General features: G+C 29.6%; 14 protein-coding genes and 1 pseudogene. 2 read left to right on the forward strand and 13 right to left on the reverse strand.

What is annotated here, in order from left to right; all coding sequences use genetic code 11:
• Window positions 1-4: 4 nt before the first annotated feature.
• The 6 genes and pseudogenes from NAB20_RS01390 to NAB20_RS01415 all read right to left on the reverse strand — a co-directional run bounded on the left by NAB20_RS01390 (window position 5) and on the right by NAB20_RS01415 (window position 8,164).
• Window positions 5-1,063, reverse strand: a pseudogene (locus NAB20_RS01390) (DNA polymerase beta superfamily protein).
• 187 nt (window positions 1,064-1,250) lie between these two features.
• A complete protein-coding gene (locus NAB20_RS01395) occupies window positions 1,251-1,475 on the reverse strand; it encodes a hypothetical protein (RefSeq protein WP_375605384.1) in 225 nt (74 codons plus the stop codon).
• A gap of 75 nt (window positions 1,476-1,550) precedes the next feature.
• The gene (locus tag NAB20_RS01400; protein ID WP_375605385.1) at window positions 1,551-1,802 is read right to left on the reverse strand and encodes a hypothetical protein; all 252 of its coding nucleotides are present in this window, start codon (window positions 1,800-1,802) and stop codon (window positions 1,551-1,553) included.
• A gap of 244 nt (window positions 1,803-2,046) precedes the next feature.
• Window positions 2,047-5,886 (reverse strand): YecA family protein, encoded by a 3,840-nt coding sequence (locus NAB20_RS01405; RefSeq protein WP_375605386.1) that lies wholly within the window; start codon window positions 5,884-5,886, stop codon window positions 2,047-2,049.
• A gap of 8 nt (window positions 5,887-5,894) precedes the next feature.
• Window positions 5,895-6,641 carry a DNA polymerase beta superfamily protein gene (locus NAB20_RS01410; RefSeq protein ID WP_375605769.1) on the reverse strand — a complete coding sequence of 249 codons (747 nt, stop codon included), beginning with the start codon at window positions 6,639-6,641 and terminating at the stop codon, window positions 5,895-5,897.
• Window positions 6,642-6,739: 98 nt separating this feature from the next.
• Entirely contained in the window at window positions 6,740-8,164 is a 1,425-nt protein-coding gene (locus tag NAB20_RS01415; RefSeq protein WP_105196356.1) for an RtcB family protein, read from the reverse strand.
• A gap of 101 nt (window positions 8,165-8,265) precedes the next feature.
• On the opposite strand from NAB20_RS01415, the gene NAB20_RS01420 reads away from it, so the two are divergent.
• Complete coding sequence (locus NAB20_RS01420) at window positions 8,266-8,880, forward strand: hypothetical protein (RefSeq protein WP_088390612.1); 615 nt, start codon at window positions 8,266-8,268, stop codon at window positions 8,878-8,880.
• A gap of 117 nt (window positions 8,881-8,997) precedes the next feature.
• Window positions 8,998-10,020 carry a YafY family protein gene (locus NAB20_RS01425; protein WP_127823849.1) on the forward strand — a complete coding sequence of 341 codons (1,023 nt, stop codon included), beginning with the start codon at window positions 8,998-9,000 and terminating at the stop codon, window positions 10,018-10,020.
• Between the two features lie 696 nt (window positions 10,021-10,716).
• Here the strand turns inward: NAB20_RS01425 and NAB20_RS01430 are convergent.
• The 7 genes from NAB20_RS01430 to NAB20_RS01460 form a co-directional block, all read right to left on the reverse strand.
• On the reverse strand, window positions 10,717-11,250 hold the full coding sequence (locus NAB20_RS01430; protein ID WP_375605387.1) for a hypothetical protein: 534 nt from the start codon (window positions 11,248-11,250) through the stop codon (window positions 10,717-10,719).
• 126 nt (window positions 11,251-11,376) lie between these two features.
• A complete protein-coding gene (locus NAB20_RS01435) occupies window positions 11,377-11,988 on the reverse strand; it encodes an IS630 family transposase (protein WP_375605388.1) in 612 nt (203 codons plus the stop codon).
• Entirely contained in the window at window positions 11,954-12,478 is a 525-nt protein-coding gene (locus NAB20_RS01440) for a transposase (protein ID WP_375605389.1), read from the reverse strand. Before NAB20_RS01440 ends, NAB20_RS01435 begins: the two co-directional genes overlap by 35 nt.
• A gap of 225 nt (window positions 12,479-12,703) precedes the next feature.
• Window positions 12,704-13,351, reverse strand: a complete 648-nt coding sequence (locus NAB20_RS01445; RefSeq protein WP_127823850.1) for a hypothetical protein — start codon at window positions 13,349-13,351, stop codon at window positions 12,704-12,706.
• Complete coding sequence (locus NAB20_RS01450) at window positions 13,348-14,895, reverse strand: hypothetical protein (RefSeq protein ID WP_375605390.1); 1,548 nt, start codon at window positions 14,893-14,895, stop codon at window positions 13,348-13,350. Before NAB20_RS01450 ends, NAB20_RS01445 begins: the two co-directional genes overlap by 4 nt.
• Window positions 14,896-14,897: 2 nt before the next feature.
• Window positions 14,898-15,326, reverse strand: coding sequence for a hypothetical protein (locus NAB20_RS01455; RefSeq protein ID WP_375605391.1), 429 nt, complete (start codon window positions 15,324-15,326; stop codon window positions 14,898-14,900).
• Window positions 15,327-15,419: 93 nt separating this feature from the next.
• Window positions 15,420-16,085 (reverse strand): hypothetical protein, encoded by a 666-nt coding sequence (locus tag NAB20_RS01460; RefSeq protein ID WP_375605392.1) that lies wholly within the window; start codon window positions 16,083-16,085, stop codon window positions 15,420-15,422.
• Window positions 16,086-16,089: the final 4 nt, after the last annotated feature.

Consider the following 16,089-nt stretch of genomic DNA (forward strand, 5'->3'; position numbering starts at 1 on the left):
AAAATTAGGCATACAATTCTTTTCTCATGGCTATAAGTATCTTTTCAACAGTAAGATAATGAGGTGTTTCCATAAGTGTGGTTTGGTTGTAAGTTTTTTCAATAATTTCCAAAAGATGCTCGGCTTTATCCATCAAAACCGCATAATCCAAATCGCCTGTTTTGATTTTCAAGAGTTCGTCACGGTTGGTCACACGGATATTTAATGTGCCTGTTTGCGCAATTTGCAATGCCGACTGTAATAATCGAACCGTGTGCATCATATTTTTACTGTCGTAATTTTTACCGTGCAACTGATTCAATTTATAACGCTCCTCGTTTCGTTTTGCAATCCAATCCCAATAGTCTTTATAATCTTTGCAATACTGAGAATAGGCATCCTGATTGCAATATAAATAACCTACTTCTTTTTCCCCTTTGGGAATAGAAGACAAAGACACTTCGTTGGACTTTTCATTTTTGATAATTCCTTTATAGCCTAGTGAAAGTTTGGTATCATAAAAAAGGGCGTACATTCCCCGAGAATGTGGCAGGTTAATCAAACCACATTGTTCTTGCGTGTAAGCATTTTGATGCAACCATTGTGGTAGCGTAATCGTTTTATAGCCTTGCAACACATAACAAAAATCCAAAAGTGATTTTCGTTCTTTCTCCATCGGATTCACAATTTTCTTATTGAGTCCCCTTGCTTTTTTGATTTGCGTCATGGCATAGCCCGCAAAAGTATCTTTACACAATTTGGATAAGAAATCTTCTAATCGCAACTGTTCCATAATAGGATGCTTGTATAAAATACAATCTGCTGGCGTGGCTAGGATTTCTAGAATGTTGGGATTGTTTTTAAGCAATAGCTCCACAAAACGCCCTAATTCGTAGTAGACTATATCGTTGGTTTCGTTACTAATTTGCGGAATATACTCCAACCCATAAAACTGCTCTTTGGGTAAATAATACACGCCTTTTATATCCGTATCGGATGTTGGGGTGTCCAGCCCAAAGGACTTGCTACCCTAGATTACTTCAAAGAGGATTAGGTTATTAGATTTAAGGTCTTGGATGGTCATACTTATATGTTTTCAAGGTACAAATTTGAAAATGAAGTACGCAGTTATTTTGCGTGGTTTTTTTTTGGCACGGAGTTTCACTGGCTAAGGCATAAATTTTCTAGGAGCGAAAGGCGAAAAGTTGTTTATATTCTGTTTGTTACATAGAGAAATGAGGGGTCTAATCTTTTTTTGAAAGTTTCTATTTTTAAATTTTATAACTCTTCAAAACCCTCTTTTGCATATTCTCTGCAATGCGCTTTGCATCCTGCAAATCACAATCTAAATTATCATAAATTAGTGCGGTTGCTAATGGCATTTGATTTTGCTTTAAAGCTAATAAAACTTCATTAACAGTTTCAGGTAGTAAATCTTCTTCTAAGTTTCCTTTCTTTCTCATTTTATTTTCTAATCCTGTTACTTCGTAATCCAATTTTTCTAGAATTTGTAGTCCATTATTAATTTGATATTGCTTTTGGACTGTAAAATCATACTTTTCAATACCAAGTTAAACAATTATTTCCTTAACAAAACTAGGTGTGTTAATATTAAGGATAATTTCTTCATCGTTTTTATAGGTTCTAAAATGACCTGAAAAAATCAAACTTCCTAGGTATAAATCATCGCGGATATCGAAATTTACCTTCACAAATTCGTTATTAGAATTCTTAGCTGGGTTAAAAATTTTCAAATCAAATCCCCCAACTACATATTTGTAGGTAATGTTTTCTATGGTTATGGTACGGAGTTTTGATTTCATAAGATATATTTTAATACGAGTACAAAATAAGGAAAGTTTTTGTATCACAACGTTTCACAAAGTAAGGTACGAAGTTTCTCAAAGTTTTTAACCGCAAAGAACGCTAGGTTTTACGCTAAGCTCGCAAAGTTGCTCTATCAAGTTTGTCACTCGGAACGAGGTTAACGCAAAAGAAAACGATTATTTTCAATTTTTCAATTTTTCAAATTAAATAACGTTATTTTAGAAATAACTTCGAAGATTATTAATTTTTGGCTGTGGAGGTCTTGATTGGTCTTTTAAATAAACTTTTATAAGGATTATTTTTAACATCATAAATTGTTAAAAACCTATAATTCATTTCTTTTATATAACTTAATGGTATTGCTTCTTTAGTTATGAATACATATTCAATTTTGAAAGAAGAATAGTCAATACTATCATTAAATACTCGAATAGAGTTTTTATTTTCTTTAAACCATTTCTCTCTTTCTTCAACTTTATTAATCCAACCTCTATTGTTTTTTGTAATGAAATTATTTATCTCTCTATTTATTTCATAGGGTGTTCTTGCAAAATTAGTATTCTTACTTTCAATGCAAAGTATTGTTTTAATTTCTAAATTTACTATCAAAATATCAAAATCTCCTAAATCAATAATACTTTTTAAAATATCTTTTTTCTTTGGACCAATTGTCACTTCCTTTTCAATAATAATACAATTCAAAGTAGATTTTAATAAATCATATAATTCGTTATTAAATACATCTCCTTTTTCCTTATTTATTTTCGATAAGAATGATTTCATTTTTGATTTTTTGGAATTATATCTACCCGAAAATATTAAATCATATAAATTCATAAAAGAATCATACAATGCTCTTGATCCAAAATAAATTATTTCTTCATTTTCGTTTGTTCTAATTATAAAAGGTTTTTGTAATAATGATAATTTCCTATTAAATCTCCACGGATAATTCTCTTTATTTTCATCATCAAAGTAATTAATTTGATTATTCACATTTACAACGATTGAAAAAGTATTAATGATTTTTTCTACTTCAATGAACTCAATCTTTAGCTTTTTACTTAAAGTAGAAATAAAATCTTTTTTTCTTTTTGAAACAACTGATTTCTTTTCTTCAAATGCTAATATTATACTTTCAAAAACAATATCTGTAAAACTATAATAATCAATTTCAAATTCGTCTTCAAAAGCGAGCATAAATTCATCTTTTTCAATATTATCATTAATATTTTTGTCTGTTTTGGGTAATTCAAAATGGTATTTCATAAATACATTAGAATAATCAAAAACATCTTCTCTGAATTTTTCATTATAAAATGGCTCAATATTCTTATCTCTAAATTCTTTACTGTTACCGATTCTTCCTGACTTTAAAATTGAAATTTCTATTTCAGATATATTAAAAATATGTTGATCATATAAGAAACCCCAATTAATTATGTTATTCATTAAAGCTATTGTTTCATCAAATTTATCACTGTTAAAATATTCATCTCCATTTGGAGGATTATTTATAACATATTCTATTAAACATCTAACACTTAAAGAGATCTGTGTGTTTTTTTTAAAATCATCAGAAATTAATTTTTGAATATCACAATAATCCTTAAAGCATTCAATCTTTGGAATCAATTGAAATTTACTGTGCTCTCTTTTAAAAATAATTAATTCGTAAAAACCAAGCAGTTTTGTAATAACATCTTCAAAATCGAATTTTGATATGTTATTTTTTATTAAGTTCTGAAAATGATTAATTATTTTTTTAAGTAATTCTTCTTTCTCAATTCCTTTTAAGATAATATCCTCTTTTGTTTCTGAATATCCTAATGATTTTGAAAGATTATCTAATTGATTATTTATATGATATAATGAAAGTTTTCTGTTATAATTTATTAGATTTTTAGGATTTTTTCGAACATCCATATCTGAAATTTGAAGTAATATTTTTTTCTTTTGATTTACAGGAATATTATCATTAATAAAAATATCAATTTCTTTCAAATCTAAATTTAAAATACGGTTATTGTTTGAATCATATATTTGAGATAAAATATATAAAATCCGTTTAATCAATAGTTGTTCGCCAAAGTTATCATTTCTAAAAATTACTTTATAAAAATATGAATCCAATTCAATATTAATTTCATTTTTATTTACTGAATAATTGATTTGTTCAAATGGGTCTATCGAATTATCTAATCTATCAAATTCTTCAAGAATGTTTTCAATATATTCAAAATCAATTTTAAACACTAAAGGCTTTATTTTATTGAGTTTCAAATATGGATTTAATCTTAATGATATTTCATTAAGCCAATATGCTATTCCAATACATATTTCAATAATAAAGTGATTCTTGTTAATTTCATTATTATCGTTCGAAGATTCAAACCAAATTTCTCTTTCGAATGCTCTTGATAATATTTTATTTGAAAATTTATCAATATTTTTAGTCCTATAAATAGGCAGATTAGCAGGTAAAAATTCTCTTTCAGCAGGAAGAAAAATAAAATCATCTTCATTTGGATATATTCCTAAATGAGCATCATTCTTAATAATTGCTTCAGTTTTAAAATCAAGCGCACTCCCAATTGTAACAAAAAGACCATCTGGTCTATAATTATCATCTATATAGAAACTCTCTTCATTTTTAATAAACATTGATATGTTGTCTAAAAAAAATGGAGTTATTAAATTGATTTTCGTTTTTGCTTTTGCAAAATTATATAAAGTAAGATTGTTTAATTTGTTGCTTTTATGAAGTATTAACAACTCATCCATTCTCAATCCTAAATGAATACATTTTTCATCTAAATCTTCAAACATAATCATTGTTGGTCTGCCTATTCCTAAAGTTATATTCAAATTAAATATCTCATATCTTTCGAAATCATTATTACTAATCAAATTATTATATGTTTGCTTTTTGTGTTTCAATATTTTATTTTGAATATCATTTCCAAAATAAGGTGTTAAAGGATAAACAGAATTATAGTCTTTAGCATCATCAAATTGATATGTTACATACGCTATTTTATCAGTATCAAAAATATAGATACCTTCATGAAACGGTAAATTATTTTGGATTAGATTAAAATCAATTTTTTTATAACCAAAATCATCTAATATAAAATTGCATTGTTCCCAACATTCTTTGGAAAATTGTTTTATTAAAGCATCCAAACAATTATGTTTTACTCCTAATTTATAAATATTAAAAACTATTGCAAAAACAAGATTTGTTGGTGAAATAACTATATAATCATTATCAATCTTGAGAATTGGCTTAAAAATTAAAGGGTTTTCATTAGGATCATTTGTTTTTAAATCATCTTTTGTTACATCAATTAAAAAGTTTTCTATTAAACTAAAATCTAAATGAATTTTATCACTTAATTCCTCAAACCTTTCTTTGCTAAAAATTAGTTTCCCCATATTCTTATCCAGGAAATCATCATTAGGAAAAAAAATATTATTTGAATCGGTATCTATATATGAAAGATTTCTTTCATAATTTAAAGATGAGCAAATTAAATCCGAAACTATAAGTAAAAAGAATGTTGAACCTAACGCTTCTTCAATAAAAGCATTTGGTAAAGAATTTTTATTTGAAAGTACATTAATTAATGATTGTAAAATATATACTTGTCCTTCGGTAACACCAGGAAAAACAATCATATTCCCTAAAGGGGTCATTATATTTTCTGTAAATAAATTTTCTGGGGGATCTTCCTGATAATTAAATGCATAACTTTTAGATAAATACTTATTTAATTTTTCAAAATCAATAGTCTTATCTTGGTGGTTTTCTGTTAGTAATACTTTTTTCTGAATTTCTTCTAATCGTATGTTTTTACCATGATTTTGTGGTAAAGATTTTAGTAATGCAATTACAGATAAAAGTTCTTTTTTATTGAATTGACTAAAAAAAGTTAAATCATTTTTATCTAATTTATTATTAAACAAATTTTCATTTTTAAAATTTCTAAAGTTATCATATGTTTTATTTAAACAACATTTTTTATATTTTAAACCACTTCCACATACACAGAAATCATTTCTACCAATTTTAGTCATATCAATCTTTATTTTATCAATTTCTTAAACACCCCATCCAACTCCTCACTCCTCTTCCTCCCACTTCCCAAACCACTTGCTTTTTCCTGATTAAACGCCATCGTTTCATTCAAAAAATCAGTAATCAAAACCTCCTTAGGATGCAAATAGCCTTCGGCTTGGTTGGCTTTTATGTCGAGTAACTCTCTTATTTTGTCTTGTATAACAGGTGGTGCCATAGGTAGTAAGTCGGTAAACAGTACGGGCGGAAAGCTATTGTTTTCCACTATCCATTTTCCAGCTAATGCCGTGCGTAAAGCATAAAAATAACTTTTGAGTTTTACGTGCTCTTGGTTACAGGCATCCATGAAATTACGGGTGGTACTCAAATAATGATGCAGGGTGGCAATGGGCGAAAAACAGTCGGTTGCCAATGCTCTTAAAGGGGCAATGGCTTGGGTGTTTTCATAATATACCACAGGGCTATACAACCATTCGAGCAAAGCTACATTGCTTTTGGCTAATAACTTTAGGGTTTTCCGTAAGTCCCAACCGCTACCGTCTAGGTTTTCAGTAGTCATAAACTCGATGGTGTCAGGTTGTTCCCAAAGCGAAAGGTAATAATTCAGCTCGTGTTTGTAAATAAAACGGATGTCGTAATCACTATCGGGTGAGGCAAATCCCCACGCACGACTGCCTGATTCTACGGCATAGAGGATTTCTACCCCTTTTTCCAATTCTATTTCTTTTAGTTTGTTTAGTATGTTGGTTTGCATGTTTCTCAAATTTAATAAATTAATACTATAAACCCACGTAAAATTACGTGGGTTATCAACAATTAATATTTTGCGTATCATTTTTATTTAAAACAAGATCAATCCTCTCTACTCCCATCATCCGCCATTCGAACCATTTTTGGAGTAAATTTTGCAACGACATCAACTAATTCTTTTTGTGATTCCATAACTAAATTGATATCCTTATAAGCCATTGGAGCTTCATCCAAACCTGCGCCAATAAGCGTCACTCCGTGATCTTGTAAAATGGATACCATATCATTCTTAGTAATATTCTTTATTGCTTGTGTTCTGCTCATTTGACGACCAGCGCCGTGTGAAGCTGAATTTATAGCTACTTCTTCTCCTTTTCCTCTCACTAAAAAACCCGGTGCGGTCATACTTCCTGGTATAATCCCCATCACACCTTTTCCTGCTGGGGTTGCTCCTTTTCGGTGTACAATAACCTCTTCTCCCTTATACGATTCTTTCCAGGCAAAATTATGATGATTTTCAACTTTTGCTAATATAGTTGCTCCCAAAGCTTTTTGAATTTTGTTATGAATAATTTCATGACAAGCCGAAGCGTAATCGCCAGCTAAATTCATTGCTATCCAATATTCTTGACCTAAATCCGAGTTTAAATCTAAGTATGCTAAATTTTGAGCTTCATGAGGCAACTTACATACTTGTTTTGCTAATTTAGTGTAATGTCCGGCTATTGTTGCACCAAAACCTCTAGAACCTGAGTGCGTTAATAAGGCAACATATTTTCCTTTTGGGATATTTAAAAAGATGTCCTCTTTTTCAAACTCCATTATCCCAAACTCAACAAAATGGTTTCCGCCTCCAGAAGTTCCTAATTGTGACCATGCTTTATCTTTAAGGTTGCTTAGAAATAGATTTTCATTAAAAGCTTTGTTCTGTAAAACGAAATGATCACTTTTATACTGACCGTGATAACCGTGTCCAGCTCCAAATTTTGAATTGGAAATCAATTCTTTCTTAAATTTTGCCTCATTTTCATAATAATAGAACTCCGAAATATCATAAACAGATAACGCCATTCTACAACCTATATCCACACCAACTCCATAAGGGATTATGGCATTTTTTGTTGCCAAAACACCACCAATAGGCAAGCCATATCCTTGATGAGCGTCTGGCATTAATGCACCCGCAACTGTAACAGGAAGTTTCATCGCAATTTCCATCTGTTTTTTCGCTCCTTCTTCTATATGATTTTCACCGTAAAGTACAAATGAATTTGGATCCTGAATAAGGTTAATGAAATCTTCGGGTTTCGTATTAGTCTGCTCTATTAATGCCGATGCCAACTTGCTGAAATTGTTATCGTCTAAAAAGTCTTCAGGGTTTCCTAAAACTTTTTTATAATGCTCCATCATCTGTTCACGAGTAAATCCCAAACGTTTTTTATTTATTTTCAAAGCTAAACCTAAAACAGGTCCCGATTGGTATCCCATCGCAATTAAATCATTTCCATTTATCTGTCTATTTTCCATAATCAAATCTCTTTCATATTGATGAACAAAGATTTAAAACAAACTACGCAATTATTTTACGTAGAAAAATATTCTTTTTATTTTTGAGCAAAACTATTCTGATGAATATCCAGAACCTATTTCTAGAAACCCTTTCTAAACTTGGCATCAGTCAAGCAGAAATTAATATAAAATGGGAATTATTACATAAAAATTATGCTAAAAAAAATCGCTACTATCATAATTGGATACATATTGAAGCCATGATTAAAAGTTGGTCAACACACAAAAAACAATTAGAAAATCCAGTTGAAGTGCTATTAGCGATATATTATCACGATGTTATTTATGTGAGCACCAAAAAGGACAATGAGTTAAAAAGTGCAGGATTAGCTTGCAAAGAATTAAAAGATGTTGAAGGCATTGATTTAAACATCATATACAATCTTATTTTATGTACGCAGACACACAAAGCTACGACCAACGATGCAAAGTGGCTCGTTGATTTTGATTTGCAAATATTAGGGAAAGATTGGGGAATTTATGAGAAGTATTGTAAACAAATTAGAAAAGAATACCGAATCTATCCCAACTTTATGTATAATCCAGGACGAAAAAAGGCATTAGAACATTTCTTAAAAAACGAATACATCTTTCAAACAAAAATTTTCAGAGATACATACGAATCCATAGCTAGAGAAAATATTAAAAAGGAAATTGAATGTCTTCTTAGATGATTAAAAGAATTAGAAAAAATCAAGAGCCATTGGGCAAAAGGCAATAGACATTATTAAAACTTGAATTTATTATTCTCATAAATTTTTGAAATCCTAAACTATTAAACTAAATAAATAATGGCTCAAAATAAAAATGCTTTAATCCGATATAAAACCATAGATAAATGTTTACAAAACAAATACCGTACATGGACATTAGAGGATTTGATAGAAGCGTGTTCAGTTGCTTTATATGAATATGAAGGCAAAGAGAATCCTGTCAGTAAACGTACCATTCAATTAGACATTCAAATGATGCGTAGCGAAAAACTAGGCTATAATGCGCCTATTGAGGTCTATGAAAAAAAATATTACCGCTATGCGGATGAGGACTTCACAATTACGGATATTCCGCTTACAGAAACGGATATTAATGTATTAACGGAAACGGTTTCTATGTTGAAACAATTTAAAGATTTTTCTTTGTTTAATGATGTTTCCGATATTTTACATCGATTGGAAGATAAAATCTATGCGGAAAAAACACATACACAACCCATCATTCATTTAGATAAAAATGAGAATTTGAAAGGGTTGCATTTTTTAGATGAGATCTATCAAGCTATAATTAAAAAAGTAGTACTTGTAATTACTTATAAATCATTCAAATCTAGAGAAGAGCAAACATTTAATTTTCATCCTTTTATTTTAAAGGAATTTAATAACAGATGGTTTGTTGTGGGAAAGAAAAAAGAGACGCAACCTATAAGTAATCTTGCATTAGACCGAATCATAAAAATTGATTATGATTTCAATACCCCGGTACTAGAACATAATTTCAATGCCGAAAAATATTACAAAAATGTGGTGGGGGTAACTACTAATGAGCGAGTACAACCTAAGGTAATCCAACTAAAAATAGATGCCTATAATGCACCTTATATTATTACCAAACCGATTCATAACACCCAACGTATAATACAACAGAATGACGATGGGAGTATTATTGTTAATTTATTTTTAATTGAAAATTTTGAATTAGAACGGATCATTTTGGGTTTTGGAGCCAGTATTGAGGTTTTAAAACCAGAACGTTTACGACACCGAATGCAGTTTGTTCTTGAAAAAGCGCTTAGAAATTATTCGTCTATCTTGGAATAATTTTTTTATTAGTAGGTAGTCTGTTTTTACGCATTGTTTTCTTTTTTGATAATAGAACATGAGTATGGTCTTTTACCTTCAATACTTTAAACCCAGATTCCGCATTAGAAAAAATAAATTTTATAACTTACTGAAATAGAAGGGTTTATTTATTTGATAATTCTAGTTCGTAATTTTATATAGTACTAAAAATCAATAAAATATGTTTTTTTTAAAATCTCTAACGCGTAATCAGGGTTAAAATAATTTCACTATCACTAACACGTCTTCTTTATGGTCAATTCCTTGTAAAATATCATCTATTAAACAAAAAATTAATATAATTATGTCTTTACTAAGCATCGGTTTTGTTTATTGGTTCGCAAAACAAATTTACTTAACCTTTGCTTTTCTTTTTTTTCCTTTTAAACTAGCAACTTGAATTAATTATATTAAATATCAGTATTACAAACAATATACTTTTTCTCATCTTACTGTACATTTGATTTTACAATTTTCCAGTGCCAGTGCCAAGTAGTTACTTTTGTATTAGCAGGAAATCCTGCCGAAGTACTTGCGTAGGACATAATATTTGTCGTTTTGAATTTAGTATAAACAAATTTCTGATTTTTATTGGTTATGGTTCCATCTTTATGAGTATGAAATAATCCTAACCCGTGAAGGCCTTCGTGATTTAGTGTATAATCATTTCTAATTTTAAATAAACATACATTTTTTTTTGCCTATATCTTGCACCTGACCCAATGTTCCTGAATAACCACCGCCTGGGAATACGACCATATCATAAGGCAATTCTGCAAAGCAAAAAACAATAAAATGATTTGCATATCTGCTATTACCTGTTAGGGCAAGAAATTTAGTTTTTAAATAAGTAAACATTTCTTTGCCTGTATAATCCTCATTTAACCCTCCATCAGTGGTATTTGTGTGTAATCCTGCTGCTGCTCTTACTGGATCATTAACGGCTTTTTCATAAATAAATCTACCATAAGTTTTAGCTCCTGTAGTTGGGTTTGTGGTAATGGTAAATTTGGAATCAGTAGTTAAATCAAATTCGTTAATTCCAATAGAGTTTGAATAGTCCTCAAATTTACCAAAGATTAAAAATTGATATAATGCATTTTGCAAATTAATATTTTCATTTGGATTAAATCGACCAGTAACTGCAATACCATTAATATTTGTTCTTACTTGCACAAAAACAAACTTTTGTTCTTTAATATTTTTCACAGCATTTTGTCCTGTTGTATTCTTATTAGGTAATACAATAATCTTGCCAGCAAGTTTACGAGCAAAAAAGTTGTTCAGCTGCTGGTCTTCTAGTATTTTTAAGGTTTATAGGCTGAATTATACCGTTTAAACTTTGAAAACACTGTAAAAAGCATTCATGTAAAACGGATAGCCTGTTATTGATTTAATTGTTTTATCATCAGATATTTTAATCAATTCTTCCATTTTTTGGTTTAAGTTGTCTAAAGTATCATAAATTTTCATTGCAATTTTATCTTTCATCCATTGCCACATTTTCTCAGCAGGGTTAAGTTCTGGGCAATATGGTGGAATTGGCAAAAGAAATATATTGTCAGGAATTATCACATCCTTTGTGGAATGAAATGCGGCATTATCAATTATCATAATCTTTAACTCTGTTGGCTTGTGATTGCTGAAATCTTCCAGATATTTTACAAATAATTCTTTGCAAACACTTTGTGTTGTCATACAAAAACTCTCACCTGTTATGGGGGAAAAACTTCCCCAGAGCCAATTATAAAGATAGCTATGTTTATAAGTACCGATGGCTTTTATTCCTTTTGCGGTAATAACTCTTTTCTGTTTTGTAATCAAACCGAAACGACTTTCATCCTGAAAATAGAGGTTTACAGATTCAAAGTTATTTTTATTAAGAATAATTCTACACTCTTCAAATTTGTTTTCAAGGTTTTTTAAAAAACGCCTCTGCGTTTTCATCCTTTTTATAGTGGGATTTTCTTGCAACTTTCAATTTTGATTGATGCTTGCGTTTGCAATGAGCATATAAAGCACCATAATTAACCGATTCGTTAAGCTCTTTTTCGAGAATCTTCAACAATTCAACATACGATGTTATTGTTGTTTTTGGATCATTCAATTTCTGCTCAATAGCATTGGCCATTTTCTCAGATATTTTCTTTGTATTATTTCCTCCACTTCTAACACTTAACATTTCAGAAATACCGCTTTTCAGATACTCCTGTGCCCAACCTCGTACAGTCTTCTCGGTTCTCCCTAATTTTTTAGCAATGGAACTATAAAAAACATATTTTCCTTTCTTAATTAGAATCAAAGTCTTTATTCTGTCTTTTTTCAAAGATCCAGATGTCTTTACTAGTAATTTATCTAAAAAATCAACATCTTCTTTTATTGCTATTTGGATTTTCTTTGGCATGCCTAAAGGTAAGTAATATTCCAGTAAATTCAAAATTTAAATAGTATAATCCTAACCCGTGAAGGCCTTCGTGATTTAGTGTATAATCATTTCTAATTTTAAATAAACATACATTTTTTTTTGCCTATATCTTGCACCTGACCTAATGTTCCTGAATAACCACCGTCTGGGAATACGACCATATCATAAGGTAATTCTGCAAAGCAAAAAATAACAAAATGATTTGCATATCTACTATTACCTGTTAGGGCAAGTAGTTTAATTTTTTTTAGAATTTAAGTATTGATCAAGCAAGCTTCCTTGTTTACCTTCTATAAATCTTTCTCCAACGTAAAGGGTTTCTCCTGTTGTACCATTAATAATATAGCAAACTAATTTTAATGGGTTAGTTTTATGATTACAATAAACTTCATATAGAGGAGTATTTAAATGTTTTTTTTCTTCACATCTATTTATATCATGAATCTGTTTTATGTCATAAATATCTATATCATAATCTGTTTTCATTTTTTTTGCTAAATCTTCTACCAAAAATTTATAGGGTAAATCTAGATTTGTTTCTTTTATTAGTTTTCCTGTCTCATCATATTCTTTAATAGAATTAATGGGGAAATTATAAAAGTCATTTCCTTCAGCAACAAGATTTAATTTATCATTATACACAAATGTTTGGATAAATGGTTTATTCTTCTTTTTTATTTTCAATATATAACCATTATTATTCGGAAAATATTGAATCATATCTCCATTCTTTTGAATTTTCATCCCAGTTATGTCATCAGTTGGCAAATCTGTATATTGATTTACATCAAATTTTTTCATATTATTAATTTCTGTGTTTGATTTTATTTGACTCCTACAAGATATAAAGATAAAAATACTTGTAATTAATACTACACTTCTCATTTTGCATTTTTTTTAATAATTTCCCATTGCCATTTCCACGTTGTTTTTCTTAATGCTCCATTATAGCTCATAATGTTATCTGTACCATGAAGAGAATCTGTATGTGCATGTTTGTATGCAAATTTTTGATTTGAATTGATAATTACACTATCTTTATGCGCATGGAATAGACCTAATCCGTGTAAACCTTCGTGACTTAATGTTAAATCATTTCTACCTTTAAATAAAACTAAATTTTTAATCCCAATTTCTTGAATTTGTCCAGCTGCATTATCATAAACATCATCAGCAATCACAAATACTGTAAAATAATCGTTGTATTTGCTATTCCCCGGTAATGCTAAAAATTTGCTGTGCATATCTTTAAAAAAATGAGGTACCTTATCTGTTGAATTAACTCTATAATCTTCATTAAATTTTCCTCTTAAGTCAAATTTGCCACCTCTACTATAATCAATATCAGTTGTTAAATCAAATGTCAATATATTTCCAGATGTATCTTTATCTTCTATTTTTGGAAAAATTAAAGATTGGTATAATGAATTTCGAAAACTTTTTTTCTCCGAATCTGTAAAAATTCCTAACTTAATGTTTGTTAAACCTCCTAATAAATTAGTTTTAACTTGCACAAAAACAAACTTTTGTTCTTTAATATTTTTCACTGCATTTTGTCCAATTGTATTCTTATTAGGCAATACAATAATCTTGCCAGCAAGTTTACGAGCAAAAAACTGTTCGGCCGCGGGTCTAGCTAGTGTACCTTTAGGGTAAACAAAAACTTTTATTTCTTGTTTTGTTGTAAATCCTTCAATGCATTTTATTTTTATAGTGTCAGCAGTGGCTTCACGTTTTGCTCCCAAAGCTTTGTCACTTATTAGTACAGGGTTTGCATCACTTCCGTCTAGCCCATTTATTTCAAAATAGCGTTTGTCAAAAACTATTCTTATTTGGTCTGGTGCATCTGTACCGCCTACTTCTACTAGTGTGCGGAGTTCTGCTTCAAAAGGAGGTTTTGGCATCCCAACAGGGACAGTTGTTGCGTCACTATAAGGTTTTGGGAATAAGTTTAAATAAGGAACAAAATAATCTTTTGTAAACGGCGCAGTTGCTGGTTTAGGAATAATATCGATAGGTATTTTATTGTATTCTTTCTCTAAGGACTTAAATGCTTCGTCTTTAGATTCATATTCAGTATTTGTGTCTCTGTGTGGAGCTTTGCCGTTGGGGGCTTCATAACCATTTTCTAGACAATCGTAATATTTAGCTTCTGTTGTTAAACCATTATCATCTACACGCAACCAGTCAAAACCAAATTGTCCTGTATAACTACCATCTTGCTTTGTTCTAAATTCAACAATACATTCAGTAGTTATTTTGCTAATTGTAGGAGCGGTTCTTGGATTTCCGTATGTAATTCCTTTTCCTGCAGTTATATTAACACTTCCTTCTAAAGAAGTTAAAGTAATAGGTCCTTTGGAATGAATATTGTATTCACCACCAACAATTTCTGTAATTTTTCCTCCAACAATTCTAGTTCTACTCATTATTAATGTTGTTTAGATTTTTCAGTTGAATTTATTTGAATTTCTTTTTCTGAATGTTTGTTTAAATTTTTTGTACTTATTAAATCCATTCCTTTACCTGAGCTAACAGAGGTTTTACCGCTTTTAGTTTCACTATGAACATCTCCTTCAATTACTTCCGTCAACTTTCCTGTTACCATGGTCATCATATCCATCGCAACGGTAGTGTTTTTCATGGCATCAATGGTTTCATTTTTATTCATTCCCGCACTTTCAGATATATTCATTCCAACGGAGGTTGTCATGTTTTTACCCACGTTAATAATCATATCTTCGCCTGCATTTACTATGAAATTCTTTGGCGCATTTACATTAATATTCCCATGACCGTCCATCGTACAAGTGTTGCCACTTGGGTCTTCAAGATGGATGCTGCCTTGAGCATCCATCATAGATGATTACTTTATTGGAACTGCTTTAGGTTTGATATTTCTTCTATAATCTTTTCTATAAATTATATTAAAATTGAATTTTTAAAACATTTATTAATATTTTGTTATCCAAATAAAAAACAGCGATAACCATTGAAATAAAAGAACTAACAGTATTGCTGTTTTATTAGGTTCAGAAATAGCCTTTAATTGTTGAATAGTTTTTAATTTTACTATTTCAGAAAAATTTTGTCCTTCTTTATCGAAATCAACATCATCTAATTTGATTTTTTTCATACCGAAAATGATGATTTTTCTTAACCATTTATTCTCTGTTCTGTCATTTTGAATATTTTGTATCAACAGTAATTTATTATGGGTAAAGTTTCCAGCATCTTTTAAAATTTTAGGCTGTTTACTTAGAAACTTTGATAGAAACTTATCAAATGCAGGTATTATTAAACTTTCTGACTTATCATTTATTATTTTATGAGTAAGTTTTGTTATGACATATTTATTTGTAAGTACAAAAAATAACATTGGACTCAAAAAAATTGTTAACAAACATAAAATAGCCCCTATTGGTCTAGTGGTTAAAAGCATAAGAGAAAAGGGAATAGCACTTACGTGTGCCGAATGACCACTATCTATCCCTCTTAATAGTAATATCAACTCAATTATAAAAACTATTATTGTAGAAACCAAACTTATAGTTATTATTTTAAAATATGTAAAAAAAGCGATTGAGAATAATTTGGTGGTATATTTGAAGTTATCCATTTTA

The organism is Flavobacterium davisii (assembly GCF_042182265.1).
Classification (GTDB): domain Bacteria; phylum Bacteroidota; class Bacteroidia; order Flavobacteriales; family Flavobacteriaceae; genus Flavobacterium; species Flavobacterium davisii.

Bases quoted from the DNA above. Each gene is read 5' to 3' on its own strand.
- NAB20_RS01400 (WP_375605385.1), bottom strand. From the start codon at position 1,802: ATGAAATCAAAACTCCGTACCATAACCATAGAAAACATTACCTACAAA.
- NAB20_RS01405 (WP_375605386.1), bottom strand. From the start codon at position 5,886: ATGACTAAAATTGGTAGAAATGATTTCTGTGTATGTGGAAGTGGTTTA.
- NAB20_RS01410 (WP_375605769.1), bottom strand. From the start codon at position 6,641: ATGCAAACCAACATACTAAACAAACTAAAAGAAATAGAATTGGAAAAA.
- NAB20_RS01415 (WP_105196356.1), bottom strand. From the start codon at position 8,164: ATGGAAAATAGACAGATAAATGGAAATGATTTAATTGCGATGGGATAC.
- NAB20_RS01420 (WP_088390612.1), top strand. From the start codon at position 8,266: ATGAATATCCAGAACCTATTTCTAGAAACCCTTTCTAAACTTGGCATC.
- NAB20_RS01425 (WP_127823849.1), top strand. From the start codon at position 8,998: ATGGCTCAAAATAAAAATGCTTTAATCCGATATAAAACCATAGATAAA.
- NAB20_RS01435 (WP_375605388.1), bottom strand. From the start codon at position 11,988: ATGAAAACGCAGAGGCGTTTTTTAAAAAACCTTGAAAACAAATTTGAA.
- NAB20_RS01445 (WP_127823850.1), bottom strand. From the start codon at position 13,351: ATGAGAAGTGTAGTATTAATTACAAGTATTTTTATCTTTATATCTTGT.
- NAB20_RS01450 (WP_375605390.1), bottom strand. From the start codon at position 14,895: ATGAGTAGAACTAGAATTGTTGGAGGAAAAATTACAGAAATTGTTGGT.
- NAB20_RS01455 (WP_375605391.1), bottom strand. From the start codon at position 15,326: ATGATGGATGCTCAAGGCAGCATCCATCTTGAAGACCCAAGTGGCAAC.
- NAB20_RS01460 (WP_375605392.1), bottom strand. From the start codon at position 16,085: ATGGATAACTTCAAATATACCACCAAATTATTCTCAATCGCTTTTTTT.